The organism is Bradyrhizobium sp. USDA 4449 (assembly GCF_054056275.1).
In genome coordinates this window covers 2590278-2614641 of record NZ_JBSRYD010000001.1, presented here as the reverse complement: position 1 = coordinate 2614641, position 24364 = coordinate 2590278, and the positions used below count along the sequence as shown (strand labels likewise).

Genomic DNA, 24364 nt, shown 5'->3' with positions numbered 1-24364 from the left:
CCAAGAAGCCATTCGCCGTGTCCTGAACCAGGTCCCGTCTGCGCGCAGGAACCAGCTCGAGGCGGCCTATCAGAATTTGCTGGAGCATCATCGCCGGCGTTAACCCTGTCGGCAAATGATCCGCGCGCCGCACGTCCGCTGCCGACAGATCGCCTCATTGGAGCGGAGACTTTTCAACAGCACTAACCTTGGTTAGAGGCGCATCATGCTGAGACCGAGCTTCCTGGGTCTCCTCATCGTATTGGGTGTAGGCGTCCTGTCAGTCATCGAACTGCGAGCTCCCCCGCGCGGCACGGTCGCGATCGTCCAGTCGCCTGTCGCACCAGAGGCTGGCTCATCTGCCTCGCCTGACACACTGGCCAAAGGCGATCGCCTCGACGTCGCCCCGGTGAGCAGCGTGACACCGATCCAGGTTGCTTTGGCCGAAGCGCCTATTGCTCCCCCGAACGATGCCCGTATCCCCTCGCCCGAGCCTTCAAGGCCGATCGCCCACCAACGTCACAGTTCGAAGACGGCCGCGGGCGCCGCACGTTCCAAACCAAAGAAAGTAACCGTCATCAAGCAAACTGCCATTGCCGACCGTTCAAAGCTCGCCAGCGAGACCGTGTCCTGTAGGCTCGCGGCGTTTGGCGGCTTGCGCAAGGCGCTGAATTTATCCGGCTGCGAAATCTGAGAGGTGCGGGCTCACGCTTTACCGTGCCCAGGACTGCGCTTCAGAACCCAACGTGGGCAGCCACGTCCCGAAAGCTGTTGCCGCCCGCCGCGCGCGCGATCTTTTCGAGCCGGCGCGCCAGGCTCGGGTCCTGGCCCGCCGCGAGCTGTTTGCGGGCGGCCTCGCGCCGCTCGCGCGCCTCGGCCAGCGTCACGGCCGGGTAGGCCGCGAGCGCGATCTGCTTCTGCCTGCCCTCAAAGCGGTATGCGAAACGCCAGAGCCGGCTGCCATTCTTGCAGACCAGCACAGTCGAAGTCGGTGAGCTTGTAGTCGCGCTCCGCGGTCTTGGCATTGCGAATGCGGGTGTCGTTCAACATGGTATCCTCGCTGGCAGCGCCGAACAAAAGCGGGCTCGGTGCCAGCGAATTTTCAGAAAAGACGCCGACGAACGTCAGCGAACAGGTGCGAACACCGGTATGGTGCCCAGGGAGGGGATCATACGCAACCACCGACACGACGAACCGCTGTTTGTGCTTAGTATGGCTACAACGAATTCACACAAATTGTTCATAGCAGCCAAAATGGTCGGCGAGCAGGTTCAATCGGCAAGGCGCAATCACCGATCCTGACATTCGGTCCAAGTTGCGATCTGACTGGGAGATGCCCTGCGTCCCGAACGCAGTGAGCATCTTCTAAGTCATTGAGGCTGAGGCCGGCGTGGCTCGCTGAGGACCGGTTGACTCCCAGTCAATCTGAATGATTAGTTCATGCCGTCACAGTTCAATAGCTGAGTCGAACCGGTGGTCACTGCACGAAAGAAGAAACGCGCCGACATTCCGGCTCGCGATCGAATCCTTGAAGTTGCAACCAGACTGTTTACCCAACGCCCGTTCGACGAGATCTCAGCGGAAGATATTGCCCGCGAAGCGGGGGTAGCCCATGGACTCACGTTCCACTACTTTGGCTCGAAGGCCAAACTTTACGAGGAAATTTCACAAGCTGCCGCCGACCGCCTGGATCGGATTCATGTGCAGGCGACACTCACGGGGTCGGCACCAGAAAAGCTCCGCAGCTTCCTGGTCGCGCACATGGAGGAGGTCTATCGCCGCCGGGTCGATTACGTCTTCCATTCGCGCGGCGGTGGGACTGCGGCAATCCAAGACATTTGGGAACGTTCGCGCAGCCACGGAATTCGGCTGGTTCTCGGCTTCTATGGCGTGACTGCGCCCTCGCTAGAACTTGCTGTCGCGACGCGCGCCTGGCTTGGCTATTTCGATGAGCTTGTTCTGGCCTGGGTTCAGGGCCAGATAAAGAACAAGCCGGCCATCGTCGAGATGGCGTTTCGGCTTTTCCCGCTTGCGGTCGCCAATGCCGAGCTTCTCGGCGAAAAGAATCTTCCATCGGTTTGACAAAGGGTTGAGGGCACTTCCCGCGCCGCGTCATTGACTGTCAGTCAAAATATTATTGACTGTTAGTCAAACTTGCGGTTGGTTCTCGGTCACGAAAAATAATTCAAGGGGCGATCGGGAGGAGGTCTCATGGAGACCGAAGTGGCAATTGTCGGTGCCGGACCGGTTGGTCTGACGGCTGCCGCCTTGCTGGGTTCGATGGGCGTGAACACGATCCTCGTCGAGCGGAACGCGTCCACATCGGCTCATCCGCGGGGCCATGTGGTCAACGCGCGCACGATGGAAATATTGCGATCGATTGGTTGCGAAGAGCCCGTCGCAAAAGCAGGATTGCCTCCAGAGCGCAACGCGGGAGTTTCGTTCCTGTCCCGGCTGGCAGCGCCGGATATCGCAGTATTGGCCACGCGGGGTATCCCCGACCGCGACCAGGCCCATCAGGACGCCAGTCCGAGCCGCAAGACCTCATGCCCGCAGGACGTGCTCGAGCCTATCTTGGCTGATGTTGCGCGAAGCTTCGCGCCCGTCAAAGTGCTGTTCTCCACCGAGCTCAAAGACCTCGCGTCCCGACCGGATGGTGTGCGGCTCGAATGTCGGCAGGGGACCAGTGACCTCATGATCGACGCGCACTACGTGATAGCGGCGGACGGTGCGCGCAGTTTCGTGAGGGAGCATCTCGGCATCGGGATGACGGGACGAGGCCGAATCGGCCGACAGATCGGCATCTATTTCGAGGCCGACCTATGGGAGTTTGTCGAACAGCGGCCTTATCTTTTATGGTGGATCTACAACGCCACGACGTGCGGCGTGCTCATTGCCCTCGATGGCCGGCGACGTTGGACGTACAATTTCGCCTTCGATCCGGACCAGGAAAGTGTCGATGCGTTCACGACCGAACGCTGCGAAGCAATCGTCCGTGCAGCCATAGGCTCGGACGACGTCCCGCTGAAGATTCATAGCATCCTGCCGTGGAGGATGCAGGCTCGCCTTGCGGACCAGTTCAGCCAAGGTCGCGTGTTCATCGCGGGGGACGCCGCCCATCCGCTGCCGCCGACAGGCGGCCAAGGAATGAACACTGGCATTGGCGACGTGCACAATCTGGCCTGGAAACTGGCCTTCGTGTTGCGCGGCAACGCTCCGGCCTCGCTTCTCGAAAGCTACCACGATGAGCGCCGTCCTGTAGCCCAGACCAATATCGAGCAGAGCGTTCACAACGCAATGAAGATGGCGGAGAGTGGTCTGTCCGGGATGGCAACGCACGACAGCCCGATCGCCAAGATGCTCGAGGGCCCGGATTCGGCGGCAGCGGAGCGTCACATCCGGGAAGTGATCCCGAGCCTTCGCGAGCACTTTGACTACATAGGCCAGACATTCGGTCACGCCTATTCTTCCCGATGGCTATCGCCTGACGGAACGTCGGCTCCGCCCTTCCGCATCGAGCATTACGAACCGGTTGCCCGTCCGGGGCACCGCGCACCCCATCTCTGGCTGCAAGGGCCAAACGGCAAATTGTCGACCATCGATCTTGCCGGTGCCGGGTCCTTCCTGATGCTAACGACTCCCGACGGGGACGATTGGCAACGCGCCTTTGCCGAGGTGTCCGCAGAGCTTCGTGTTCCAGGGCACTGCTGCAGCATCGGCTCGGACGGCGACTACATCGCTCAAGACGGTTCCTTTGTTCAATCCTACGGCATCGGTCCGCGCGGGATGGTCCTGATCAGACCCGACGGCTATGTCGCCGCGCGCAGCTCTCACGCAGTACCCGATCCAGCGAAATTCATCGACCGCGCTCTGAGAACGGCCTTGGCCGGACCGGACGCTAGAAGCGCCGAGGAGCCGTCCGCCGCTTGAGAACAATGCAGACCGATCAAACAAACAAAAATAGCAGGGAGAGACTTCATGACCAAAGGAATCTGTTGCGCAGGACGTGCATTCAGTCTTGCGATGTTCGCTCTGGGCGCCCTGCACGGATCGCAGGCGCTCGCACAATCGCCGGTCCCGACAACGATTGCCTTGCCGGCTCAGTCCCTCCTGTTCGCGCCGCTCTACATCGCACAGGAGCGTGGTTTCTTTCGCCAGCATGGGATCGAGCCGAAGGTCATCTATGTCGCCGGTCCCGGCGTCATCAACGCGATGCTCGGCAAGAGCGCGGACTTCTCGTTGATCTCGGGAGGCATCCAGATTGCGGCCGCGGCGCGAAATCAGAAGCTCGTCGCGATAGCCAATACACAGGATCGCTTCACGACGGATATCGTGATCCGCGACGCCATAGCCAAAAAGCTGGAAATGGCGCCCAACGCCGACGCAATGGTGAAAATCCGTGCCTTGAAGGGACTGACCATCGGGGTCGATGCCATCAATGGTCTGCCCCACAGTTTCCTGCGGTTCGTCGCGATCAAGGCGGGAATGAACCCGGAAACTGATTTCACGATCACCGCGCTACAGCCGCCCGCGATGGTCGCGGCGCTCAAGGCCGGCACGATCGACGCGATGGTGTTCTCGCCTCCCTTCTCTCTGTTGGCCGTCAAAGAAGGCGGCATTCGATGGCTGTCCGGGCCAGAGGTGTCGCTCCCCGAGTTGAAGCCCTTTCCTTACAACGTCGTTCTGGTTCGGCCGGGCTACTGCGATGCCGAAACGGTGCGCTGTCAGGGCTTCGTGGCGGCTCTGAAGGATGCAATCGCGTTGATGAAATCGGACCGTTCTGCGAGTCTGGAGGCGCTCGGCAAATCGTTCGACAAGATGGAGCCGGATATCCTGAAGGCCTCCTACGAAGTGTTTGCCCCGTTCGCTCAGCCGGACATGAAGCTGACGAGCGCCATGCTGGACAACGTCATCGCCTTCGATCGGATCAGCGGAATCGTTCCCGCCGACGCCAAACTGCCTCCCGAGGCAGAACTCTATCTCACGGCGTTCACCCCGTAGAGGGCAGCGGGATCGAACCCATGAATAGAGCAACCTTCGATCGAATCGCATTCGGAGCCATGCTGCTGCTTATTTGGCAGGCCGCAAGCGCCTGGACCGGGGCGGAGTCGATCAGCTCGCCGCTTCTCGTTTCGCAGCAGCTGTATCGCTGGTCGCTCAACGGGGTCCTGGGTGCGAATGCCGGCTATACGCTGCTGGCCGCCGTCCTCGGATTCGTCATCGGCGGATTGCCGGGGTTGGCACTTCCGTTCGTGCTGCGGAAGCGGCCATTCGTGACGGCGGTGCTCGACCCCTTCATCTTGATCGGATACGGGTTGCCGAAGGTCGCATTCATTCCCCTCTTCATCATATGGTTTGGAATCGGCATCTGGAGCAAGGTTGCCCTCGTCGCGAGCGTCAGCTTCTTCCTTGTGTTTTTCAGCACCATGGAGGGCGTTCGGGGAGTCGATCCTCGCCTGCTCCGGATGGCGAAGGTTGCGGGCGCGAGTGAAGCTCAGCTGTTGCGCACCATCGTCTGGCCTTCTGCTCTGCCGTTTATTTTTCAGGCGGTGCAGGTGACGTTACCTCTTTCAATCGGCGGAGCGGCGATTGCCGAACTGATCTCCTCGAACCGGGGCTTGGGTTACCTGGTGCAATTTTCCGCAGGAAATTTCGAGGTAACAGGCGCACTCGCCGCGGTAACAGCCCTCGCGCTGGTCGTAGCCGTGACCAACGTCGGGATCGATCGGTTGCACGACCGCCTGTTGGCTTGGAAGGGTTCTCATTCCAAAGGCATCACTTCGGGAAGGGTCTCATGAGACTGAACGGCAAGCCGCTCCTGGATGTTTGCAACCTTGGCAAACGCTTCCAAGGGCAGAGCAAAGACGGCATTCGCTGGGTCGTAGAGGGCATGTCGTTTGCGCTTTACGAAGGTGAGTTTGTCACGCTCATCGGACCCTCAGGCTCCGGCAAATCGACGTTGCTTAACATGATCGCCCAGATCGATATTCCTTCGAAAGGAGAGATATTGTTTCGCGGCGAAGTCATCAGTGACTCGAGCCGCAGCAAGCCGTCTCCGGGATGCGGCGGTCGCATCGGATACGTGATGCAGGACGATAATCTCTTGCCCTGGCGGACCCTGCGGGAGAATGTCGAGTATCCGCTCGTCGTCCAAGGTCGGCTCAACAGCGAGACCAGGACGCGCGTCGATGAGTTGATCGAGACGGTGGGGCTCGGGGGCTTCGAAGGCTACTACCCTCACCAACTTTCCGGCGGCATGCGCAAGCGCGCGTCCATCATCAGGACGCTGGCCTACGATCCGCCGGTCATCCTGATGGACGAGCCATTCGGAGCGCTCGACGCCGAATCTCGGCTCCATATTCAGTCGGATCTCGTCAAATTGTGGCAACGAGGAGAGAAGACCATCCTGTTCGTCACCCACGACATCAATGAGGCGATCGCCCTTGGAGACCGGACCATCACGCTGACGAAGTCGCCCGCTTGCGTCCGTGGCGAACACGTCATCGACATCCCGCGGCCGCGAGCCCTCGATAGCATCGTGACCGCGCCGCAGTTTCCGGGCTTGTTTAATCGGATAAGGGCGCAAGTTTGATGCCGAATTCGTCAATCATCTCGGCAGGAGAGCCACAACCGGCGATCGTTCCGTCGCCGCTGGTCATCGCGCGAACAGCAGTCGCCGTCGTGATGGTTGGCATGTGGCTTGTAGCCGCGCGGTCATATCCCACGCTTGTTGCGACGCCGCAAGCCACCCTCCAAAGGATCATGGAGCTAATCTCGAATCGCGAAATATTCCCGATGATGGCGACGACGGCAGCGGAGGCCGGCATAGGGCTCACGTTGGGAGCGGGTCTCGGTGTTGTCCTTCCCTTTCTTGTCCAACTATCCCAGCGGCTTCAGGCGGTCGTCGAGCCGTTCGCCCGAGCCGCTGTCGGTATTCCTAAGCTGGCGCTGAGTCCCATCCTCATCCTGTGGTTCGGCATTGGTCTTGGATCGAAAATCGTGCTCGTTGCGTTGATGACCTTCTTCCTAGTATTTGTCGCAACAGCGGCTGGAATACGATCCATCGGCTCGAACCTCGTACAAACGGTATCGATCTTCGGCGCAAGCAAGATCGAAGTGGCGCGCGAGGTGATCTGGAATAGCGTCCAGCCGTTCGTGTGGACGGCGCTGCGGGCCGCGCTTCCGTGGGCGATCAATGCTGCCCTTGTCGGCGAGTTTCTCGCTGCGGAGAACGGTGTTGGTCATTACATCGAGCAATCCTACAATTCTGCGGACATTGCGGGCGTCTATGCTGGCATAACCTTGATACTACTCATCGTCTTCGCGTCTGACGCAGTGCTGATGGCTTTGCAGCGGCGCTGTCTTGCCTGGCGTCCCGTCGACCAGGATGTCGTTCTACATTAATCGGGAGTCAAATGATGAAGCTCTACTTTGCGCCCGGCGCCTGCTCGATCGGCATTCACTATCTGCTGCATGAAATCGGGTGCGATTTCGAACTGCGGAGGGTCGATATCCGCAACGGTGAGAATTTTCAGGCCTGGTACACGGCGGTCAATCCGAAGCGCAAGGTACCGGCGCTCGAACGTGCAGACGGGTCGGTGCTCACCGAATTCCCCGTGATCGCGAGATATCTTGCAGAACAGATGCCTTCGGCGGGCCTGATGCCGTCTGATCCGGAGACGCTTCTGAGCGCAAGTGAGGTGGCCGAGTTCATCGTTTCGACCATCCACATGCAGGGCTTCTCGCGCGCGTTTCGTCCGGACAAGTTTGCGATGGCTGAAGCGGATCATGAGGCGACACGGGCGCGTGGCCGGGAGATCATCCAGGAAGGGTTTCTCGTCGTCAATCGTCACCTGCGACAGAACACAGGGCCAACATTCGCGGATGGTGCGCTCTTCTACATTCTTTTTTGGGCTTGCGAGCGTCTCAAGCTCGACGTCCCGCCGGCGTGCGCCGCTCGGTGGAGCGAATTCAAATCTCGGCCTTCCGCGCAACGTGTGTTCGCAGCAGAAGGCATAGCCCTTTAGGCGAGCGACGCTGGCGCGGACAAGCAGGCGACGCATCGATCTGGAAAACGGCGGAGGAAACGGTCATGGCAATCAAATCATTGGGCTACGTTGGCGTCGAATCGACCAAGCTTGAGGACTGGGAGGGCTTCGCAACACGGCTGCTCGGGATGCAGAAGGTCGATGCAGCCTCGAAGGTTCGGGCGTTTCGCATGGACGATCGACAGCAAAGGCTCGTCGTGACCGGCGCCGAGAATGATGGTCTGGGCTTTCTTGGTTGGGAGGCCGAAAGCAAAGCGGATCTCGAGGAGTTGGCCGCTCGCCTGGATAACGCCGGCGTGGCTGTTTCCAAGGGGACGCGTGCGCTTGCGGATGAGCGCCGTGTCGCGGACCTCATCGCATTTCGGGATCCGGGCGGGCACCGGGTGGAAGTGTTTCATGGACAGGAGATTTCACCCGACCCGTTCAAGCCAGGCCGGCCCATCTCGGGCTTCAAAACCGGCCCTCTCGGAATGGGGCACGTCGTGATGAACGTCGCCACGGTGGACGATCTGTTGCCGTTCTATCGCGATCTATTGGGCTTCCGCATTACGGACTACGGTCTGTCGCCCTACCCGCTCTACTTCCTGCATATCAACGGCCGTCACCATAGCTTTGCCATGGTCGGCTCGGGCAAACGCAGTTTCCACCACTTCATGGTCGAGATGCAGAGCTTCGATGATGTGGGGCAAGGCTATGATCTCGCCCAGCTCGAAGAGGGGCGGATAGCCTATACGCTCGGTCGGCACACAAACGATCACATGACATCATTCTATGCTCACTCGCCGTCTGACTTCTTCGTGGAGTACGGTTGGGGCGCGCAAGTGATCGATCCCGGGACATGGCAACCTTTCGAAACCTTTGACGGGCCCAGTCTATGGGGGCATGAGCGACTGCACCTTCCGGAGGAGCAGCGGGTTCGCATGCGCAACATGCGACTAGATGCTGCAGCCCGCGGCGTGAGGGTCCCGGATCCGAACTGCGCCTGGCTCGCCTCGGTCGTGGCGCAAGAGCCGGTGGTAAGCCAGGAATAGCTACGATGGCGGGCGCAATCGCGTCGACGAGATATTCGGCGAATTGCGCGGCGGTCCTCAGCAAGGCCGCTGCACCGGCGCGTGTTTGAACAACCTGCTCATAGGGGGAATTCTCGTGAAACTCATGTCCTTCTCGACTCCTGATGGTCGAGCCAGCTACGGCGTGATGCGTCATGATGGCGTGATGGATCTCGGCGGACGACTTGCCGCCCAGGGAGCGCCGACACTGCGGGCGCTGCTCGCAAGGGGTATGCTCGATACAGCGCGGAAGATTGCGGGGGAAACCAGGAGCGACCTGAACGTCGAAGACGTCGTGTTCGCTCCGGTCATCCCAGATCCGGAAAAGATCATCTGCGTCGGGTTGAACTATCACGATCACGTCGCGGAGACCGGACGAACTGCGACGGAATTCCCCGTGCTGTTCGTCCGATATCCGGCAAGCCAGACCGGGCATCTTCAGCCCTTGGTCAGACCCAAGGTCAGCAATTCGTTCGATTTCGAAGGTGAACTCGCCGTGATCATCGGTTTGGGCGGACGCCATATCACCGCGCAGCGGGCGCTGGAGCATGTCGCGGGATACTCTTGCTACAACGAAGGCAGCATCCGCGACTGGCAACGCCACACGAGTCAGTTCTTTGCGGGGAAGACGTTCGACCAAAGCGGCAGCTTTGGTCCGTGGATGGTAACCACTGATGAAATTCCCGATCCCTCGCGGCTTACCCTCGAAACGAGGTTGAACGGCCAGGTGGTGCAACATACGACGACCGATCTGATGATCACGGGCATACCACGCCTGATCGAGTACATTTCGACGATCTTGCCACTGGTGCCGGGAGACGTCATCGTCACTGGAACTCCCGGGGGCGTCGGAGCCAAGCGGACACCCCCGCTGTGGATGAAGCCGGGCGACGTCGTCGAGGTGGAAGTCAGTGGTATCGGCGTGCTCAGAAACGGGGTAGTCCCTGAAGCAGCGTAGAGGCTCGAAGACGGGGCCCATTTCGTTCGATCGCAACTGTGCGAGAACTTCATTGCGACCCAGGCTGACGTGAATCTTGATCCATGGTTGAAGAAGGCATTATCCCCAGACATCAAAGAGCGGTTGTTATTGCAGCCGCCGGCGGGCCGGACGTATTGCATCTGGTCCCGGATTGGCCAATTCCGACGCTTGGCGCCGACACGTGCTGATCAAGGTCGTTGCGGTCGGTATCAATCGGCATGATGTCCATCGCCGGCCCGACGCGCGAACCAAATCCAGTCCCCGGTCTGGAGGCATCCGGACGCATCGTCGCCTGCGGCAAGAACGTTCCGCACAACCGCATCGAGCGGCGCTGGTCTGCCGTTAACAGAGCGCGAGGAAAAGTCGGTTAGCCGGCCACGCCGTGTCGCACTCGGCGTACGAGATTGTGAAACTTTGGGGGTGAAGCACAACGATGTCGCATGTCTTACAGGCGCCCACGCGCGGCTATCGCATAACATCGTAGCCTGGCGCACAAGATCGTGGATTTGGTGCCCAGGGGCGGAATCGAACCACCGACACTGCGATTTTCAGTCGCATGCTCTACCAACTGAGCTACCTGGGCGTGCTCCACGAGAGGGGCCAAAGCCCATCGAGCGGGCGGTTTATAGTGGGCTCGCGGCGGCCTGTCTACCCACGCTGCGCGGTCGGCTTCGAAGCAGTCGGCCCGGCTGTGCACAAGCTGGGGCGGCCTGCCGGACATTCGGACAAGACGTTGATATTACTTGTTATTCGACGTCATCGACCTCATCGTCCCGACCGGGGATGACGTAGGAGCCTTTCAGCCAGCGATTCAGATCGACGTCGCGGCAGCGCGACGAGCAGAACGGACGGGTGGCCTGTACCTGCGGCTTGCCGCAGATCGGGCAGGATTTGAGCGGGCCGGAGGGCTTTTTGGCTTGGTCGTTCATGATGGCGGCAGTCTACACGAGCTGACGAGGCTCAAGCGCCTCTCGGCAAACGGGTTCCTCCGGAACAGGCGCATGCGCCTCGCCGGCCGGCTCTACTGTGCATGGGGTTGTTTTCGTCAGATCGCGGTGGCGTTGAGCCAGCCGAAGCGAATCGGAAAGCCTTCGCCGCCGAGCAGCGTCGTGGTCTCGTACAGCGGCAGGCCGACGACGTTGCTGTAGGACCCCACCATCTTCACCACGAACGAGCCGGCGATACCCTGCACGGCATAGCCGCCGGCTTTGCCGCGCCATTCGCCGGAGCCGATATAGGCCTGGATGTCGTCCTCCGAGAGGCGCTTGAAGCGGACGCGGGTTTCGACCAGGCGCTGGCGGAACGCCTCGCGCGGCGTCACCAGGCAGATCGCGGTGTAGACGCGATGGTTGCGGCCCGACAGCAGCCGCAGGCACTGCGCGGCCTCGTCCACCAGATTGGCCTTGGGCAGGATGCGGCGGCCGACCGCGACCACCGTGTCGGCCGAGAGAATGAAGGCGCCGCGCAGTTCGTCGTCCAGCTGCACCGATTTGAGCGCCGCATCGGCCTTGGCCCGCGCCAGGCGGTTGGCGCAGGCGCGCGGCAGTTCGCCCCGCTTCGGCGTCTCGTCGACATCGGCCGGCCGGAGCGCGTCGGGCTCGATGCCGGCCTGGTTGAGCAGCGACAGGCGCCGCGGCGAACCGGAGGCAAGAACGAATTTGGGGCGGCCTAGCATCAGGTGATTTTTGGGGACGAGGCAGGGGGTGAATTGCGCGCGGAACCTATCGGAAGGGGGCTGATTTCACAACCGGGAACTCGGATTTTGCTGATTCGAGCGGCCCGACATGCGTGTGCCCGTCATCTGTGACGCGGGTGTTACGGGCACCGCCCACTACCCGCTCGCCGCGCCCACCTTCGCGAACCGCCGGCGGATGCGCATCAAAAGCTGGTCGCAGACCTCGCGATAGGCGGCGAGCTTCTGGTCGCGGCTGCCCTCCATCGTGGTCGGATCGTGCGTCGGCCAATATTCGACATCGGCAGCCAGCGTCCGCGTCAGCTCCAGCGCCTTGTGGTGCGCCTCCGGCGAGAGCGTGATGATGAGGTCGAAGTTCAGGCCCTCCCAATCCTCGAGTTCCTCGAAGCTCTGCGGCTTGTGGCCGGAGATGTCTTGGCCGAGCTCGGCCATCACGGCGATCGCGAACGGATCGAGCTCGCCTTTTCTCGCACCGGCCGATTTCACGTAGAGGCCTTGCGGAAACATGTGCTGGAGCAGGCTCGCGGCCATCGGAGAGCGCACGCTGTTCATCGCGCAGGCGAACAGCACCGATTGTGGATCGCGTGCGCGTGGGGGCGCAGCCATCCGCGCCTAGCCCTTCCAATGAAGGACGGTGATGAGCGTGAATAGCCGGCGCGAGGTCTCGAAATCGACCCGCACCTTGCCCTTCAGCCGCTCCTGCAGCGTGCGCGATCCCTCGTCGTGGATGCCGCGGCGGCCCATGTCGATGGCCTCGATCTTATCAGGGCTCGCCGTGCGGATCGCCTGGTAATAGCTGTCGCAGATCATGAAATAGTCCTTCACGATCCGCCGGAACGGCGTCAGCGACAGCAGATGCGCGACAACGGGCGTGCCGTCCTCGCGGCGGATGTCGAACATCAGCCGGCTGCCGGTGATGCCGATATGCAGCGTGAACGGACCGTTGCCGTCGGCGCCTTCGGGCGCAAAGAAATTCTGCTCGATCAGATCGTAGATCGCGATCGCGCGCTCATGCTCGATGTCGGGCCCCGAACGGCCGATCGAGTCCTCGTCGAGGGTGACCGCGACGATGCGATTGGTCGAGTCGTCCTGTTCGGGCGGCTTTGTCATGACAGATTGAGGCGCAATCCAACCGAGCGCGAATGGGCATCCAGCCCCTCCGCTTGTCCGAGCGTCATCGCGGCAGGTCCCAGCGCACGCAGCTGGTCCGGGCCGCATTTCAGAATCGACGTGCGCTTCATGAAATCGGCGACCCCCAGGCCTGAGGAAAATCGCGCCGAGCGCGCCGTCGGCAGCACATGGTTGGAGCCGCCAACATAATCGCCGATCGCCTCCGGCGTATGCGCCCCGAGGAAGACAGCGCCGGCGTTGCGGATTTTTGCGGCGAGCGCGTCGGGATCACTGGTCATGATCTCGAGATGTTCGGCGGCGATTGCATCGGCCAAGGGAACGGCATCGGCCAGGATCTTCACCATGATGATCGCGCCGAACTCGGCCCACGACTTGCCGGCGATCGCAGCGCGCGGCAGCGTCTTCAGCTGCGCTTCGACCGCCTTCTCGACATCGGCGGCGAGTCGCGCCGAGTCGGTAATCAGGATCGATTGCGCGCTGGCATCGTGCTCGGCCTGCGCCAGCAAATCAGCGGCGATCCAGTCGGCGTTACCAGTGTCGTCGGCGATCACCAGCACCTCGGAGGGGCCAGCGATCATGTCGATGCCGACCTTACCGAACACCAGCCGCTTGGCGGCGGCGACATAGGCATTGCCGGGACCAACGATCTTGACGACCGGCGCGATCGTCGCAGTGCCGTAAGCCAGCGCGGCCACGGCCTGCGCACCGCCGACGCGGTAGATCTCGGTGACGCCGCCGAGATGCGCGGCGGCGAGCACCAGCGGGTTGAGCTTGCCGTCGGGCGAAGGCACCACCATCACGAGGCGCGACACGCCTGCGACCTTGGCCGGCACCGCATTCATCAGCACAGAGGACGGATACGCCGCCGTGCCGCCGGGCACGTAGAGGCCGGCGGATTCGATTGCGGTGTAGCGCCAGCCGAGCTCGACACCGAGCGGGTCAGTGAAGCGCTCGTCCTTCGGCAGCTGTCGACGATGATAGGTCTCGATGCGGTCGCGCGCGAGCTCGAGCGCATCCAGTGTTGCGGTATCGCAGGCCTTTGTCGCGGCTTCGATCTCGACGGCCGAGACGCGAAGACCGGATGCATCGAGCGTCAGCCGGTCGAACTTTTCCGTGGCCTCGAGCAGGGCGACATCGCCCCGCCTGGCGACGTCGTCGACGATCGCGCGCGCGGCGGCCTCGACATCGGCCGAGACCTCGCGCTTGGCAGCGAGGAACGCCTGGAATCGCTGGTCAAAATCGGCACTGCTGCGGTCGAGACGAACGGGCATTCTTGGGTTGGCTTCCGGCTGATCACTGGGGCGGATTGGCTCACCGGCCCCCCTGCTCAATGGCGCGGCAGGGCAGCTGCGTCAACCCTTGGCAGCTATCGTTCCGACGACGGGCCGAGCCGGTTCGGCTGGTATACAGCCGGCTCACCCATCCTGCTCGATCCCCGGCCCCGTTCCCAGGTCGTCCGCCCCGAGGTCGGTCAGCTCGCATTCCAGGCACTCGACGTCGAGCCTGATGGCGCCGCCCTGGGCGAATAGCAGGAGCGCGCTGCCGCCGGGCTCCTCGTCGCGGCCATCCTGGGGATGAAATTCGATGCCGACGAGGTCGAGGACCGCCTCGGGCGCGGCGAGATCGATGTTGCGCGATTTGCAGGCGAGCACGCGGTCGAAGCGAAGCGCCGAAACCAGCCGGCGCGGCTCGGCCTCGCCATCCAGCGTCTGCTCCCAGTCCAGCCGGCTCATGCCGACCACGAGGCGCTTCTCACCCTGCCGCCAGATGATATCCGACGGCTGGATGCGGGCGTCCTGCACATGGGTGGAGATCACGGCGAGATCGTCGGCATCGAGCGCGATCAATTTGAGCTGGGGAGACATCACCGACACTTCTCCTGCGGAGGCGGACCGGACACAACGCGCGGGACTGCCGAAATTTCCTCGCAAACTGGCGGCCCCGCGGACCACGAACTAGAGCCTATTGGTATCCCTCATCTGCAACACCTTCCCGGGATAGCCGACCCCGGCGACATGGATCGTGGCGAACCCCATCTGCACCGTCGAGCTTAGGAGCCCCGGCGAGACCCGGCGCAGAACCGACCAGCGGCGAGGTCACGACATCGAGCGCCCGCGCCCCGGTCCTCTTTGAGCGGATGCCATGCGGCAGCGCGCCTCACGCCTTGAAGAACGCGAGCAGATCCGCGTTGATGGTTTCGGCTTCCGTGGTCGGCATGCCGTGTGGAAAGCCCTTGTAGGTTTTCAGCGTGCCGTTCTTGAGCAGCTTGGCCGACAGCGGCGCGGAATCGGCGTAGGGCACGACCTGATCGTCGTCACCATGCATCACCAGCACCGGCACGTTGATCTTCTTCAGATCCTCGGTGAAATCCGTCTGCGAGAACGCCACGATGCCGTCGTAATGCGCCTTCGCGCCGCCCATCATGCCCTGGCGCCACCAGTTCTGGATCACCGCTTCCGACGGTTTTGCACCGGGACGGTTGTAGCCGTAGAACGGGCCGGCGGCGATATCGCGGTAGAAGGCCGAGCGGCCTGCGGCGAGCGCAGCCTGAAAGCCGTCGAACACGCTCTTCGGCAGACCGCCGGGATTGGCTTCGGTCTGCACCATCAGCGGCGGCACCGCGGAGATGATCGCCGCTTTCGCTATGCGCGACTCGCCGTGGCGCGCGATGTAGTGCACGACCTCGCCGCCGCCGGTGGAATGGCCGACATGGAGCGCTTCCTTGAGGTCGAGATGCGCGGTCAGCGCGGCGAGATCGTCGGCGTAATGATCCATGTCGTGCCCGTCGCCCACCTGCGCCGAGCGGCCATGGCCACGCCGGTCATGGGCGATGACACGATAGCCGCGGGTGACGAAGAACATCATCTGCGCGTCCCAATCGTCCGACGACAGCGGCCAGCCATGGCTGAACACGATCGGCTGGCCCGAGCCCCAATCCTTGTAGAAAATCTCGACGCCGTCTTTGGTTGTGATGGTGGGCATTCAAGGACTCCTTCAGCGAGATGCGATCAGGCGAACGCCATCGGCCTGTAGCGGCGCCAGGCGCCGATGGTCACCAGCACGAAGAACATCAGCACGAGACCCTGCACCACGGCGAAGACCGGGCCTGACGGCGGCGCCGGTGGCACAGCCGGCGCGAGCGCGGCCAGCGCCGGTATCTTCAGGAACGACTGGATGACCAGGACGAAGACGTTGAAGTAGAGCGAGATCATCGCAGTCACGATGTAGACCGGCCGCCAGACGCCCCTGAGCTTCATGCCGTACAGCGCGATGCACGCGATCGCGAGCAGCACCAGGGAGATGCCGGCGATGATGTAGGAGGGCAGCAGTTCCTTGAACGGAAACAGGAAACCGGTCGCATTGGTCAGGATGGTGAAGAGCAGGAAGATCGCGGTGAGGCCCGGCATCGGCTTCGAGCCGAGCAGGCCGAACATCACGACGAGGCCGGCGGCGATACCGATCAGGCTGATGATGACGTGGACCAGTGTGAAGGCGGGAAGGCTCAGCCCGAGGACCATGGCGTCTCTCCTACTCTCTGCATCGAGATCTGGAGATTGATATTACGCCCCTCATAGGATTACCATCTGCAATAGCATCACACAAGCGCGTGCAGCCATGCGTGTTCGTGCGAGTTGAAAACGCATGGCTGAATTTTTTGCACCGCTGTCACAAACGACGGCAGCTTTTGGCGAAAGCTGATCTCGGCTTCACACTTCCTTGGTGTCGAAGATCAAGAGGTCGGCACCGCCGCTGGCGAATTTCGGCACGTCGGCGCCGGTGGCCTTGCCTTCCGGGCTGCCGAATGCGGCCTGGATGTCAGCCACGCTATCGAAGGTGAGGATGGCCACGAGGTGGATCCCGGAAGGGCCGGCGGGGGAGCTGACGGGTCCCTTGCTGACGGCGTATTTCCTCAGGCCCGGAAGTTTCTTTGCGAGCGGAATGTGCGTCTCGGCATAGTACTTGTCGAAGGCGTCGACATCCTTGGGCGTTTTGTAGAGCACGACGATTTCAGCCATTTGTCCTCCCATATCAATCTTTGTATTCGCGCGATTGGTCACGGCGCGTCCATAGTCCGTGCGACACGGCAAGATGGCAAGTCGCATTCAAGTTGCCGTGCGCTCGTATCATTCGTGGCTAAAGCGCCGGTTTTGCGGCGTCCCCGAGATAGCCGTGCAGGGAGGCCACCACCTGCGCGCCCTCGCCAATGGCGCCGCCGACGCGCTTGACCGAGCCGGAGCGGACATCGCCGACGGCGTAGACGCCGGGGACTGACGTCTCGAGCGGCGCCACCAGCCGGCCCTGATTCAGATCGGACTGCGCGCCTGTCACGACAAACCCGCCGCGATCGAGCGCGACCCCGCAGCCATCGAGCCAGCCGGTGGCGGGCTCGGCGCCGACGAACAGGAAGAGATTCTTGACGTCGACGGTTTCTTCGTCGTCAGACAAGCGGCTCTTCAAGCGGATGCGCCGCAGCAGCGAAGCCTCGTCGCCTTCGAGCGCCGAGATCTCGGTGTTGAACAGCAGCTCGATGTTCGGCGTCGCTTCGATGCGCTCGATGAGATAGCGCGACATGCTGGCCCCGAGGCCGCCGCCGCGGACGATCATCAGGACGCGTTTGGCGTGACCCGAGAGGAACACCGCCGCCTGCCCGGCCGAATTGCCGGCGCCGACCAGCGCCACCTCCTCGCCGGCGCACAGTTTGGCTTCGACCGGGGAAGCCCAATACCACACACCGCGCCCCTCGAACTTGTCGAGGTTCTCGATGTCGGGCCGCCGATAGCGGGCGCCGCTTGCGACCACCACCGCGCGCGACCGCAAGGGTTCGCTGCCGTCGAGCGCAACGGCAAACGCGCCGTCCTTGCGCGAGCAGTCGAGCGACTTCACCGTGACGGGAATCATGATGTCGGCGCCGAACTTTTGCGCCTGGTTGAACGCGCGCGCCGTGAGGGCCAGGCCGGAAATGCCGGTCGGAAAGCCCAGATAATTTTCGATGCGCGCGCTGGCGCCGGCCTGGCCGCCGAACGCTCTGATATCGAGCACGGCGACCGAGAGCCCCTCGGAGGCAGCATACACGGCGGTCGCAAGCCCGGCCGGTCCGCAGCCGACGATCGCGACGTCATAGATGCGATCATTGCGCGGGCCGCCGATCATGCCGATCGCGCGCGCAAGCTCGGTCTCCCCAGGATTGCGCAGCACCGCGCCGTCGGGCGTGACGACCAGCGGCCAATCTTCGGACTTGGGCGAATAGCGCGCGATCATCTCGGCGGCATCGCGGTCGCGCTCGGGATCGAGCAGATGATGCGGCTGGCCGTTGCGGGTGAGGAAACCCTGCAAGCGCACCACGCCGGCCGAATGCGACGGGCCGATCAACACGACTCCGCCGACGCCGGCCTGAAGCAGATTGACCCGGCGAAGGATCAGGGCGCGCATGATGCGCTCGCCGAGTTCGGCCTCGGCAACCAGCAGCGCGCGCAGGCGCTCCGGCGGCAATAGCAACGTCTCGACATCGCCTTCGGCGCGGCCGTCGACCAGCGCCGGACGACCCGAGAGTTGGCCGAGCTCGGCCAGGAATTGCCCCGGCCCCTGGTCGATCAAGGGCGTGACATGTCCGAGCCCGTCGCGCTGGGTGATGGCGACGTGACCCCTGAGCACGACGAACATGCCCGGCCCCGGCTTGCCGGTCTCGAACAACAGCTCACCGTCTTCATAAGTGCGGAGCTCGCCGAAATTCCTGATGCGCTCGATCTCGGCCGGCGTCAGCGCCGGGAAGGTCTGCTCGGGGCGGGTGAAACGCGACATCATCGCGCTTCTGTCGGTTTGATCCTGCTCGTTCTGCCCCATGGCCTGTCCATCCATTCCAAGAAATTCTATGTCCCGGCCTTGCCGACGGTCCCCTCAGTCGAGGAGCCATCGTCGTCCTGCGAGGGGTCGGCGGTCGCGGCGCGTTCGCGCGCCTGGGCCTTGCGTCGCTTCAAATTTTCCCGCAACGCCGATTTCAGGCGGTCGTCCCGCGCCCCCCTCGCCTGTCTTGCGCTCTTGTCGGTCTGGTCAGCCATCACGGATTCCTACAACGGTCCGCGATACCTTGCCCAGGGATTGCGGCAGCTCAAGAGGCCGGCGCGGTCCGGGGTGGTTGCGAAACCCAAAATGGCGCGAATCCGGCGCGGCGGCCAACTGGCCAGTTGGTCGGGGGAAGCGGAACAAAAATCGCCGGAAAGTCGGGCGTTTCGAGCCCCAAACGGCCGTATAATCCCCGATATTGCCCCGATTTCTCGTTTTGACCGTCCTTGCAAGCTTGCACAGCGGGGAGGCCTGTGGCAGATATCGGCCCGCTTGGAAGGCCCCCGTGGCGGGCCGATTCTTATCCCAGCATTGCTGCCGTAGCTCAGTGGTAGAGCACTCCATTGGTAATGGAGAGGTCGACAGTTCAATCCTGTCTGGCAGCACCATTTCATCTTCTGGAAATACGCACGGATCGGCATTCTCGCGGCACCGAACGCCCGAGTTTTGCACGTCTCAATTGCCCTCCTGCGGACACAAGGGCGCAGGGAAGACCAGGTGCCGACGGGCACCCGCGGTCCGCTGCGCGACAATGTAGCGCAAGGAAACCGCACAGCAGCATACAGGTGACGCCGAACACTCGGCCTTCCCTGCGCGATGGTCGGACGGCTTATGCCGTGCTCTCCCCGGCGACGAATTCTTGTTGTCACCGTCGCCTCACGGAATTCACCGGCACCGCGCCGGTTGACGCCAGTGCCGCCTCCGCAAGTGCTTGACCGTAGCGACGACGGCCAGGACCACACGGTTTTACCGTACGCATCAGCGCCGTTCGTACGACACGGCTTGCGCTGGGCTCACGGGCTTCGGCTCAATCCTCTGCCCGCCCTGCCCTCACATCCGCGCCGGCGCTGCCGCGTCCACCGCTTCCCCAACCCACAATCGTGACGACGTACGATCGCCCCTCTCCATCGGGCCGGGATGCAGGAAGAATGTCGCAATTCCGAATTTCGGTAAAGTGGAATATTTTTGTGAGAGAGGGTTGACGGGTTTTGGCGGGAGCTGGGTGTTTTGCCCGACGGGTCGGCATTGGCGCGGCGCAGGTAAGGTTAATTCTTCCTTTCGATTGTCGGTAAAATTTTATCCATTATCGTGCCGGTCGTGCATTGACGAACCAGAGGCTCCGATAGTGATTGCGTTTTGCTTGATCGTGACTGGGATTGCGCTGCTTCTGTCCGGCCTGGTCGCCTTCGGCTTTCACAGAAATTCGCTGCACTCGCTGGCGCTGCTGTAGCCGGATCAGGCTTCTCTCGCCGTCCGGGTCTCTCCGGCCAAGACCAGGGCACACCTCACTGCCTTACGAGAGATGGCGCCCGCTTCATCGAACGCGCAGACCTTGTGCGGAGGTGCGCCAAGGTCAGCCAAACGCCCCATCGCGAACCTTGGCCGGCCGGTGCGCCCTGCGTGTGCCTGCGCGCTGCGATCAGCGCGTCCGGCGCGGGGGCGGAGGCGGCTGCCTGAACCTCACACGCGGGTTGATGTCGCAATAGAGATTCCATCGCCCGTATGCCGAGGCCAGGCACTGTTCCCGGGTCTCATACATGCAATCGCCGGAAGCGCCGAGCTCACCGCCAAAGACGCACCAGGGATAGTCACGCTCGGCGTGTGCTGCGGGAGCCAGCCCGGCCATCATGACAACAACCAACAGGGCAACTCGCATTGCGATCCTCCATGATGTCAGCCGAGCGGCGCCGGAAAGCTGGAGCCTGAAGGGTCGCCGGTCGCCTGACATGACTTACGAATTGTCGCACCCGACGGCAAGCACCAATCCGTCGTGACGCGAGATCGTTCCTAACGGCTTGCGAAAGCTCCTCTCAGCAGTTCTTTAGGAACGTCAGCAGGCAGCTTCGGTTGACGGCCACAACCTCAATGGAGCTAAAAAATGCGGAAGACAATTTTTTCGATGGCCATGTGCGCGTTGCTTGCCGGTGCGTCGATCGGTTTCGCCCACGCGCAGTCGGGCGGCGCAGGCGGCGCCGGCGGTGCGGGCAGTGCGGGCGCCGGCGCTGGAACAGGCGGTGCCGGCGTGGGAGCTGGCGCAGCCGGCTCTGCAGGCAGCAACGGAACGGGCGGCACGACCGGCATGGGGGCTGGCGGCAGCAATGCGGCATCCGGCACCGGCGCAGCCGGCCAGGGCGCAAGCAGCAGCGGCCTAGGCGGCCCCCAGACTATTCGTCCCGGCGGGAGCAATGATCCCACCCGTCGTCGACGCTGACATTCCCGCCACGTGAAGAAAGAGGCTGCCGAGTTCTGCCCGGCAGTCTCTTCGGCGTTTCCGCGCGGGCGATCGATCGTCGTCCCCTAGCTGGTGGCCCATGAAGCGGGCCTCGGCGCGGCGAAGCCGCCGGCATGGCTCGCGATTGATGTTTTGCAGGACGATCACATAGGTGTGGATGACGGCCTTGTCGCAGCCGCAGAGCTTCTGGGCCGTCAGTTCGTTCAGCAGGGTCGGGAGTCCGCGACGATCGTGGCGGAGCGATTCTGCATTTCGATCAGCGTCATCTCGCCGAAGAAACCGCCAGGCTTCAGAACGGAAATCGGGATTGCGCTCCCCGCATTCGACCGCTTGCTCGCCGCCAGCCGAGCCGACTTGACCCCGACTTGACGATGAACATCGAAGCGTTTCTCTGCGCTAACATTTCCTGACCCGGTTCCTATATGTGAGGCCCCGGCGCGCCTCCCGCGCCTTCATCCGGTGGCTCCTTCATGATTCAACCCTTTTCCGTGCTCGACCTCGCGCCGATCAGGCAGGGCTCCGACGCCGCGCAGGCCTTCCGCAATTCGCTCGATCTCGCGCAGCATGCCGAACGTTGGGGCTTCAAACGGTTCTGGCTGGCCGAGCATCACAACATGACCGGCATTGCGAGCGCCGCGACCTCGGTGGTGATCGGGCATGTCGCGGGAGGCACCAAGACGATCCGGGTCGGCTCCGGCGGCGTGATGCTGCCGAACCATTCGCCGCTCGTGATCGCCGAGCAGTTCGGCACGCTGGAATCGCTCTATCCCGGCCGGATCGACCTTGGCCTCGGACGTGCGCCGGGCACCGACCAGCTCACTGCGCGGGCGATGCGGCGCGACCTCGCGACGGCCGCCGAGAACTTTCCCCATGACGTGCTGGAGTTGCAGGCCCTGCTCGGCGACGTCAAGCCGAACCAGACCATCCGCGCCGTGCCCGGCATGGGAACGAAGGTGCCGCTCTGGATCCTGGGCTCCAGCATGTTCGGCGCCCAGCTAGCGGCCATGCTCGGGCTGCCCTTTGCCTTTGCTTCCCACTTCGCGCCGCAGATGATGATGCCGGCGCTGCGCGAATATCGTGCGCGGTTCGAGCCCTCGGCGCAGCTCGACAAGCCGTATGCGATGGTCGGCGTCAACGTGTTCGCCGCCGACAGCGATGCCGAGGCGCAGCGCTTATTCACCTCGCTGCAGCAGCAGTTCATCAATCTGCGCCGCGGCACGCCCGGCCAGCTGCCGCCGCCGGTCGACGACATGGACGCGCTGTGGTCGCCGGCGGAGAAGGCCGGCGTCGCGCAGTCGCTGGCCTGCACCGCCGTCGGCTCGCCTGCTGTTGTCGAAGAGAAGCTGAAGGCGCTGATCGCCGACACTGCGGCGGACGAGCTGATGACCACGGGCCAGATCTACGATCACGCCGCGCGTCTGCGATCGTTCGAGATCGCAGCCGAGGTGCGGGATCGGCTGGCGGTGCCCGTGGTGTGAGCGCGATCGCGCCTCGACGAAAGTGGGCTCCCTCCCTCGCTTGCGGGGGAGGGCTGGGGAGAGGGTGTGTCCGCAATGGGACAATCCCTGAGGGAGAGAGCCCTCACCCCGACCCTCTCCCGCAAGCGGGAGAGGGAGCGCACCGTTTTCGTGGCAGGCATCAAGCCTCCAAGCCGGAAACCCGAACAGCTTCGCCGGATTGTGCACGAGGATCTTCTCGAGCTCCGCCTGATCAGGCGCGTAGCGGTACATTAATTCGAGCAGGCCGCGAGCAGGAGGTCGCGGAGATTCTGGTGGGGGAGCCGCGTATCATCGAGCAGGCCATTCGCGATTAGGCGACCCTGTCAATGGGCTGACTTCCAGCGCCATTCTGTGGCACAAGGGCGACCTCCGCCGACCGACCAACGAGGCCACGCATGCCCGCGCCAAAACCGCCCGCCTTCGAGACCCTGAGCCTGCATGCGGGCCAGCATCCGGATCCCGCGACCGGCGCCCGCGCGGTGCCGATCTACCAGACCACGTCCTACGTGTTCCAGGATTCCGATCACGCCGCGGCGCTGTTCAACCTGGAGCGCGCCGGCCACATCTACACGCGCATCTCCAATCCGACCACCGGTGTGCTGGAGGAGCGGCTCGCGGCGCTCGAGGGCGGCGTCGGCGCAATCTGCACCGCGAGCGGCATGGCCGCGCTGCATCTGGCCATCGCGACACTGCTCAACGCCGGCGACCACATCGTGGCGTCGAGTTCGCTCTATGGCGGCACCATCAACCTGCTGGCGCACACACTCCCGCGCTTCGGCATCACCACGAGCTTCGTGAAGCCGCGCGATCATGACGCGTTCCGGAACGCGATCAAGCCGACCACGAAGCTGGTGATCGGCGAGACCATCGGCAATCCCGGGCTCGAAGTGCTCGACATCCCTGAGGTCGCCGCGATCGCGCATGAGGCGAAAATTCCGCTCTTGATCGACAACACCTTTGCCACGCCCTATCTGAGCCGGCCGATCGAGCTTGGCGCCGACATCGTCATGCATTCGGCGACCAAATGGATCGGCGGCCACGGCATCGCGATCGGCGGCGCCATCGTCGATGGCGGCCGGTTCGACTGGCGCATGTCGGGCAAGTTCGGCGTGCTCACCGAGCCCTATGGCGGCTATCACGGCATCGTCTTCGACGAGCAGTTCGGCACCGCGGCCTTCATCATGCGCGCACGCACCGAAGGCTTGCGCGATTTCGGCGCCTGCCTGTCGCCGACCAACGCGTTCCAGCTCTTGCAGGGCGTGGAGACGCTCGGCGTGCGCATGGATCGCCACATGCAGAACACACATCTAGTGCTGGACGCGCTGAAGTCGAACAAGGCCGTCGACTGGGTGCTGCATCCGTCGCTGGAGAACCATCCCGACCATCAGCTCGCAAAAACGTTGCTGCCGCGCGGCGCGGGCTCGATCGTCTCCTTCGGTATCAAGGGCGGCCGGCCTGCAGGCCGCAAGTTCATCGAGTCCCTGCGCATGATCAGCCATCTCGCCAATGTCGGCGATGCCAAGACGCTGGTGATCCACCCGGCTTCCACCACGCATCAGCAGATGGACGCCGAGCAGCTCAAGGCCGCCGGCATCGGCGAAGAGCTGGTGCGGCTATCGGTCGGCATCGAGACGGCCAGCGACATCATCGACGATCTCGCGCAGGCGCTGCGCATCTCGCAGAAGGTTTGACA

26 protein-coding genes, 2 tRNA genes and 2 pseudogenes are annotated in these 24364 nt (G+C 62.9%); 14 read left to right on the top strand and 16 right to left on the bottom strand.

The annotated features are described in order from the left end of the window. Positions 1–205: 205 nt before the first annotated feature. Positions 206–673 carry a hypothetical protein gene (locus tag ACVIIW_RS12445; RefSeq protein WP_456701011.1) on the top strand — a complete coding sequence of 156 codons (468 nt, stop codon included), beginning with the start codon at positions 206–208 and terminating at the stop codon, positions 671–673. A 40-nt stretch (positions 674–713) separates the two neighbouring features. On the opposite strand, the gene ACVIIW_RS12440 is transcribed toward ACVIIW_RS12445, so the two are convergent. Next, on the bottom strand, positions 714–959 hold the full coding sequence (locus tag ACVIIW_RS12440) for an Arm DNA-binding domain-containing protein (RefSeq protein WP_456701010.1): 246 nt from the start codon (positions 957–959) through the stop codon (positions 714–716). A gap of 493 nt (positions 960–1452) precedes the next feature. Here ACVIIW_RS12440 and ACVIIW_RS12435 point away from each other — a divergent pair, with 493 nt between their 5' ends. From ACVIIW_RS12435 to ACVIIW_RS12395, 9 genes are all read left to right on the top strand, one after another. Then, the gene (locus tag ACVIIW_RS12435; RefSeq protein ID WP_456701009.1) at positions 1453–2061 is read left to right on the top strand and encodes a TetR/AcrR family transcriptional regulator; all 609 of its coding nucleotides are present in this window, start codon (positions 1453–1455) and stop codon (positions 2059–2061) included. Positions 2062–2190: 129 nt separating this feature from the next. After that, positions 2191–3909, top strand: coding sequence for an FAD-dependent monooxygenase (locus ACVIIW_RS12430; RefSeq protein ID WP_456701008.1), 1719 nt, complete (start codon positions 2191–2193; stop codon positions 3907–3909). Positions 3910–3957: 48 nt separating this feature from the next. Beyond that, a complete protein-coding gene (locus tag ACVIIW_RS12425; protein ID WP_456701007.1) occupies positions 3958–4980 on the top strand; it encodes an ABC transporter substrate-binding protein in 1023 nt (340 codons plus the stop codon). Positions 4981–5000: 20 nt separating this feature from the next. Next, positions 5001–5777, top strand: a complete 777-nt coding sequence (locus ACVIIW_RS12420) for an ABC transporter permease (protein WP_456701006.1) — start codon at positions 5001–5003, stop codon at positions 5775–5777. Continuing rightward, entirely contained in the window at positions 5774–6571 is a 798-nt protein-coding gene (locus ACVIIW_RS12415; RefSeq protein ID WP_456701005.1) for an ABC transporter ATP-binding protein, read from the top strand. Before ACVIIW_RS12420 ends, ACVIIW_RS12415 begins: the two co-directional genes overlap by 4 nt. Then, positions 6571–7383, top strand: a complete 813-nt coding sequence (locus ACVIIW_RS12410) for an ABC transporter permease (RefSeq protein WP_456701004.1) — start codon at positions 6571–6573, stop codon at positions 7381–7383. The genes ACVIIW_RS12415 and ACVIIW_RS12410 overlap by 1 nt, the downstream gene beginning before the upstream one ends. An 11-nt stretch (positions 7384–7394) precedes the next feature. Further along, positions 7395–8006 (top strand): glutathione S-transferase family protein, encoded by a 612-nt coding sequence (locus ACVIIW_RS12405; protein ID WP_456701003.1) that lies wholly within the window; start codon positions 7395–7397, stop codon positions 8004–8006. Between the two features lie 65 nt (positions 8007–8071). After that, on the top strand, positions 8072–9058 hold the full coding sequence (locus tag ACVIIW_RS12400; RefSeq protein WP_456701002.1) for a VOC family protein: 987 nt from the start codon (positions 8072–8074) through the stop codon (positions 9056–9058). A 115-nt stretch (positions 9059–9173) separates the two neighbouring features. Beyond that, a complete protein-coding gene (locus tag ACVIIW_RS12395; protein WP_456701001.1) occupies positions 9174–10034 on the top strand; it encodes a fumarylacetoacetate hydrolase family protein in 861 nt (286 codons plus the stop codon). A 528-nt stretch (positions 10035–10562) separates the two neighbouring features. Here ACVIIW_RS12395 and ACVIIW_RS12390 read toward each other — a convergent pair. The 12 genes from ACVIIW_RS12390 to ACVIIW_RS12335 form a co-directional block, all read right to left on the bottom strand. Beyond that, positions 10563–10638: transfer RNA gene (locus ACVIIW_RS12390), tRNA-Phe, on the bottom strand. A gap of 163 nt (positions 10639–10801) precedes the next feature. After that, positions 10802–10984 carry a DNA gyrase inhibitor YacG gene (gene yacG / locus ACVIIW_RS12385; protein ID WP_456701000.1) on the bottom strand — a complete coding sequence of 61 codons (183 nt, stop codon included), beginning with the start codon at positions 10982–10984 and terminating at the stop codon, positions 10802–10804. 116 nt (positions 10985–11100) lie between these two features. Continuing rightward, a complete protein-coding gene (locus ACVIIW_RS12380) occupies positions 11101–11730 on the bottom strand; it encodes a Maf-like protein (protein WP_028151428.1) in 630 nt (209 codons plus the stop codon). A gap of 156 nt (positions 11731–11886) precedes the next feature. Then, positions 11887–12354: an arsenate-mycothiol transferase ArsC gene (locus ACVIIW_RS12375; RefSeq protein ID WP_456700999.1), complete on the bottom strand. Its 468-nt coding sequence runs from the start codon at positions 12352–12354 to the stop codon at positions 11887–11889. 6 nt (positions 12355–12360) lie between these two features. Next, on the bottom strand, positions 12361–12858 hold the full coding sequence (locus ACVIIW_RS12370; RefSeq protein WP_456700998.1) for a UPF0262 family protein: 498 nt from the start codon (positions 12856–12858) through the stop codon (positions 12361–12363). Continuing rightward, positions 12855–14150 carry a histidinol dehydrogenase gene (gene hisD, locus ACVIIW_RS12365; RefSeq protein ID WP_456700997.1) on the bottom strand — a complete coding sequence of 432 codons (1296 nt, stop codon included), beginning with the start codon at positions 14148–14150 and terminating at the stop codon, positions 12855–12857. The genes ACVIIW_RS12370 and hisD overlap by 4 nt, the downstream gene beginning before the upstream one ends. Positions 14151–14294: 144 nt before the next feature. Further along, positions 14295–14744 (bottom strand): DUF2948 family protein, encoded by a 450-nt coding sequence (locus tag ACVIIW_RS12360; RefSeq protein ID WP_456700996.1) that lies wholly within the window; start codon positions 14742–14744, stop codon positions 14295–14297. Between the two features lie 292 nt (positions 14745–15036). Then, complete coding sequence (locus ACVIIW_RS12355) at positions 15037–15861, bottom strand: alpha/beta fold hydrolase (RefSeq protein ID WP_456700995.1); 825 nt, start codon at positions 15859–15861, stop codon at positions 15037–15039. A gap of 26 nt (positions 15862–15887) precedes the next feature. Continuing rightward, complete coding sequence (locus ACVIIW_RS12350; RefSeq protein ID WP_456700994.1) at positions 15888–16397, bottom strand: hypothetical protein; 510 nt, start codon at positions 16395–16397, stop codon at positions 15888–15890. 189 nt (positions 16398–16586) lie between these two features. Next, positions 16587–16895: an EthD family reductase gene (locus ACVIIW_RS12345; RefSeq protein WP_456700993.1), complete on the bottom strand. Its 309-nt coding sequence runs from the start codon at positions 16893–16895 to the stop codon at positions 16587–16589. Between the two features lie 118 nt (positions 16896–17013). Continuing rightward, the gene (locus ACVIIW_RS12340) at positions 17014–18720 is read right to left on the bottom strand and encodes an FAD-dependent oxidoreductase (protein ID WP_456705139.1); all 1707 of its coding nucleotides are present in this window, start codon (positions 18718–18720) and stop codon (positions 17014–17016) included. A 26-nt stretch (positions 18721–18746) separates the two neighbouring features. Further along, a complete protein-coding gene (locus ACVIIW_RS12335; protein WP_456700992.1) occupies positions 18747–18935 on the bottom strand; it encodes a hypothetical protein in 189 nt (62 codons plus the stop codon). A gap of 318 nt (positions 18936–19253) precedes the next feature. Here ACVIIW_RS12335 and ACVIIW_RS12330 point away from each other — a divergent pair. Then, positions 19254–19328, top strand: a tRNA-Thr gene (locus ACVIIW_RS12330). A gap of 1031 nt (positions 19329–20359) precedes the next feature. Here ACVIIW_RS12330 and ACVIIW_RS12325 read toward each other — a convergent pair. Next, positions 20360–20596, bottom strand: a complete 237-nt coding sequence (locus ACVIIW_RS12325; RefSeq protein ID WP_456700991.1) for a DUF3551 domain-containing protein — start codon at positions 20594–20596, stop codon at positions 20360–20362. Positions 20597–20818: 222 nt separating this feature from the next. Between ACVIIW_RS12325 and ACVIIW_RS12320 the strand changes: the two genes are divergently transcribed. After that, complete coding sequence (locus ACVIIW_RS12320) at positions 20819–21151, top strand: hypothetical protein (protein ID WP_456705361.1); 333 nt, start codon at positions 20819–20821, stop codon at positions 21149–21151. A 78-nt stretch (positions 21152–21229) separates the two neighbouring features. On the opposite strand, the pseudogene ACVIIW_RS12315 reads toward ACVIIW_RS12320, so the two are convergent. Beyond that, a pseudogene (locus ACVIIW_RS12315) lies at positions 21230–21531 on the bottom strand (cyclic nucleotide-binding domain-containing protein); the annotation flags it as partial. A 111-nt stretch (positions 21532–21642) separates the two neighbouring features. Here ACVIIW_RS12315 and ACVIIW_RS12310 point away from each other — a divergent pair. Continuing rightward, the gene (locus ACVIIW_RS12310) at positions 21643–22650 is read left to right on the top strand and encodes an LLM class flavin-dependent oxidoreductase (RefSeq protein WP_456700990.1); all 1008 of its coding nucleotides are present in this window, start codon (positions 21643–21645) and stop codon (positions 22648–22650) included. Between the two features lie 174 nt (positions 22651–22824). Here ACVIIW_RS12310 and ACVIIW_RS12305 read toward each other — a convergent pair. Then, positions 22825–22920, bottom strand: a pseudogene (locus tag ACVIIW_RS12305) (amidohydrolase family protein); the annotation flags it as partial. Between the two features lie 146 nt (positions 22921–23066). Here ACVIIW_RS12305 and ACVIIW_RS12300 point away from each other — a divergent pair. Next, complete coding sequence (locus ACVIIW_RS12300; protein ID WP_456700989.1) at positions 23067–24362, top strand: O-acetylhomoserine aminocarboxypropyltransferase; 1296 nt, start codon at positions 23067–23069, stop codon at positions 24360–24362. Positions 24363–24364 lie beyond the last annotated feature (2 nt).

What these genes read in the sequence shown, in the direction of transcription:
- ACVIIW_RS12320 (WP_456705361.1), top strand. Translation starts at nt 20,819, where the DNA reads ATGCGGAAGACAATTTTTTCGATGGCCATGTGCGCGTTGCTTGCCGGT.
- ACVIIW_RS12355 (WP_456700995.1), bottom strand. Translation starts at nt 15,861, where the DNA reads ATGCCCACCATCACAACCAAAGACGGCGTCGAGATTTTCTACAAGGAT.
- ACVIIW_RS12430 (WP_456701008.1), top strand. Translation starts at nt 2,191, where the DNA reads ATGGAGACCGAAGTGGCAATTGTCGGTGCCGGACCGGTTGGTCTGACG.
- ACVIIW_RS12425 (WP_456701007.1), top strand. Translation starts at nt 3,958, where the DNA reads ATGACCAAAGGAATCTGTTGCGCAGGACGTGCATTCAGTCTTGCGATG.
- ACVIIW_RS12340 (WP_456705139.1), bottom strand. Translation starts at nt 18,720, where the DNA reads ATGGGGCAGAACGAGCAGGATCAAACCGACAGAAGCGCGATGATGTCG.
- ACVIIW_RS12420 (WP_456701006.1), top strand. Translation starts at nt 5,001, where the DNA reads ATGAATAGAGCAACCTTCGATCGAATCGCATTCGGAGCCATGCTGCTG.
- ACVIIW_RS12410 (WP_456701004.1), top strand. Translation starts at nt 6,571, where the DNA reads ATGCCGAATTCGTCAATCATCTCGGCAGGAGAGCCACAACCGGCGATC.
- ACVIIW_RS12360 (WP_456700996.1), bottom strand. Translation starts at nt 14,744, where the DNA reads ATGTCTCCCCAGCTCAAATTGATCGCGCTCGATGCCGACGATCTCGCC.
- ACVIIW_RS12325 (WP_456700991.1), bottom strand. Translation starts at nt 20,596, where the DNA reads ATGCGAGTTGCCCTGTTGGTTGTTGTCATGATGGCCGGGCTGGCTCCC.
- ACVIIW_RS12415 (WP_456701005.1), top strand. Translation starts at nt 5,774, where the DNA reads ATGAGACTGAACGGCAAGCCGCTCCTGGATGTTTGCAACCTTGGCAAA.
- ACVIIW_RS12375 (WP_456700999.1), bottom strand. Translation starts at nt 12,354, where the DNA reads ATGGCTGCGCCCCCACGCGCACGCGATCCACAATCGGTGCTGTTCGCC.
- hisD (WP_456700997.1), bottom strand. Translation starts at nt 14,150, where the DNA reads ATGCCCGTTCGTCTCGACCGCAGCAGTGCCGATTTTGACCAGCGATTC.
- ACVIIW_RS12310 (WP_456700990.1), top strand. Translation starts at nt 21,643, where the DNA reads ATGATTCAACCCTTTTCCGTGCTCGACCTCGCGCCGATCAGGCAGGGC.
- ACVIIW_RS12400 (WP_456701002.1), top strand. Translation starts at nt 8,072, where the DNA reads ATGGCAATCAAATCATTGGGCTACGTTGGCGTCGAATCGACCAAGCTT.
- ACVIIW_RS12345 (WP_456700993.1), bottom strand. Translation starts at nt 16,895, where the DNA reads ATGGCTGAAATCGTCGTGCTCTACAAAACGCCCAAGGATGTCGACGCC.
- ACVIIW_RS12335 (WP_456700992.1), bottom strand. Translation starts at nt 18,935, where the DNA reads ATGGCTGACCAGACCGACAAGAGCGCAAGACAGGCGAGGGGGGCGCGG.
- ACVIIW_RS12445 (WP_456701011.1), top strand. Translation starts at nt 206, where the DNA reads ATGCTGAGACCGAGCTTCCTGGGTCTCCTCATCGTATTGGGTGTAGGC.
- ACVIIW_RS12350 (WP_456700994.1), bottom strand. Translation starts at nt 16,397, where the DNA reads ATGGTCCTCGGGCTGAGCCTTCCCGCCTTCACACTGGTCCACGTCATC.
- ACVIIW_RS12380 (WP_028151428.1), bottom strand. Translation starts at nt 11,730, where the DNA reads ATGCTAGGCCGCCCCAAATTCGTTCTTGCCTCCGGTTCGCCGCGGCGC.
- yacG (WP_456701000.1), bottom strand. Translation starts at nt 10,984, where the DNA reads ATGAACGACCAAGCCAAAAAGCCCTCCGGCCCGCTCAAATCCTGCCCG.
- ACVIIW_RS12370 (WP_456700998.1), bottom strand. Translation starts at nt 12,858, where the DNA reads ATGACAAAGCCGCCCGAACAGGACGACTCGACCAATCGCATCGTCGCG.
- ACVIIW_RS12405 (WP_456701003.1), top strand. Translation starts at nt 7,395, where the DNA reads ATGATGAAGCTCTACTTTGCGCCCGGCGCCTGCTCGATCGGCATTCAC.
- ACVIIW_RS12300 (WP_456700989.1), top strand. Translation starts at nt 23,067, where the DNA reads ATGCCCGCGCCAAAACCGCCCGCCTTCGAGACCCTGAGCCTGCATGCG.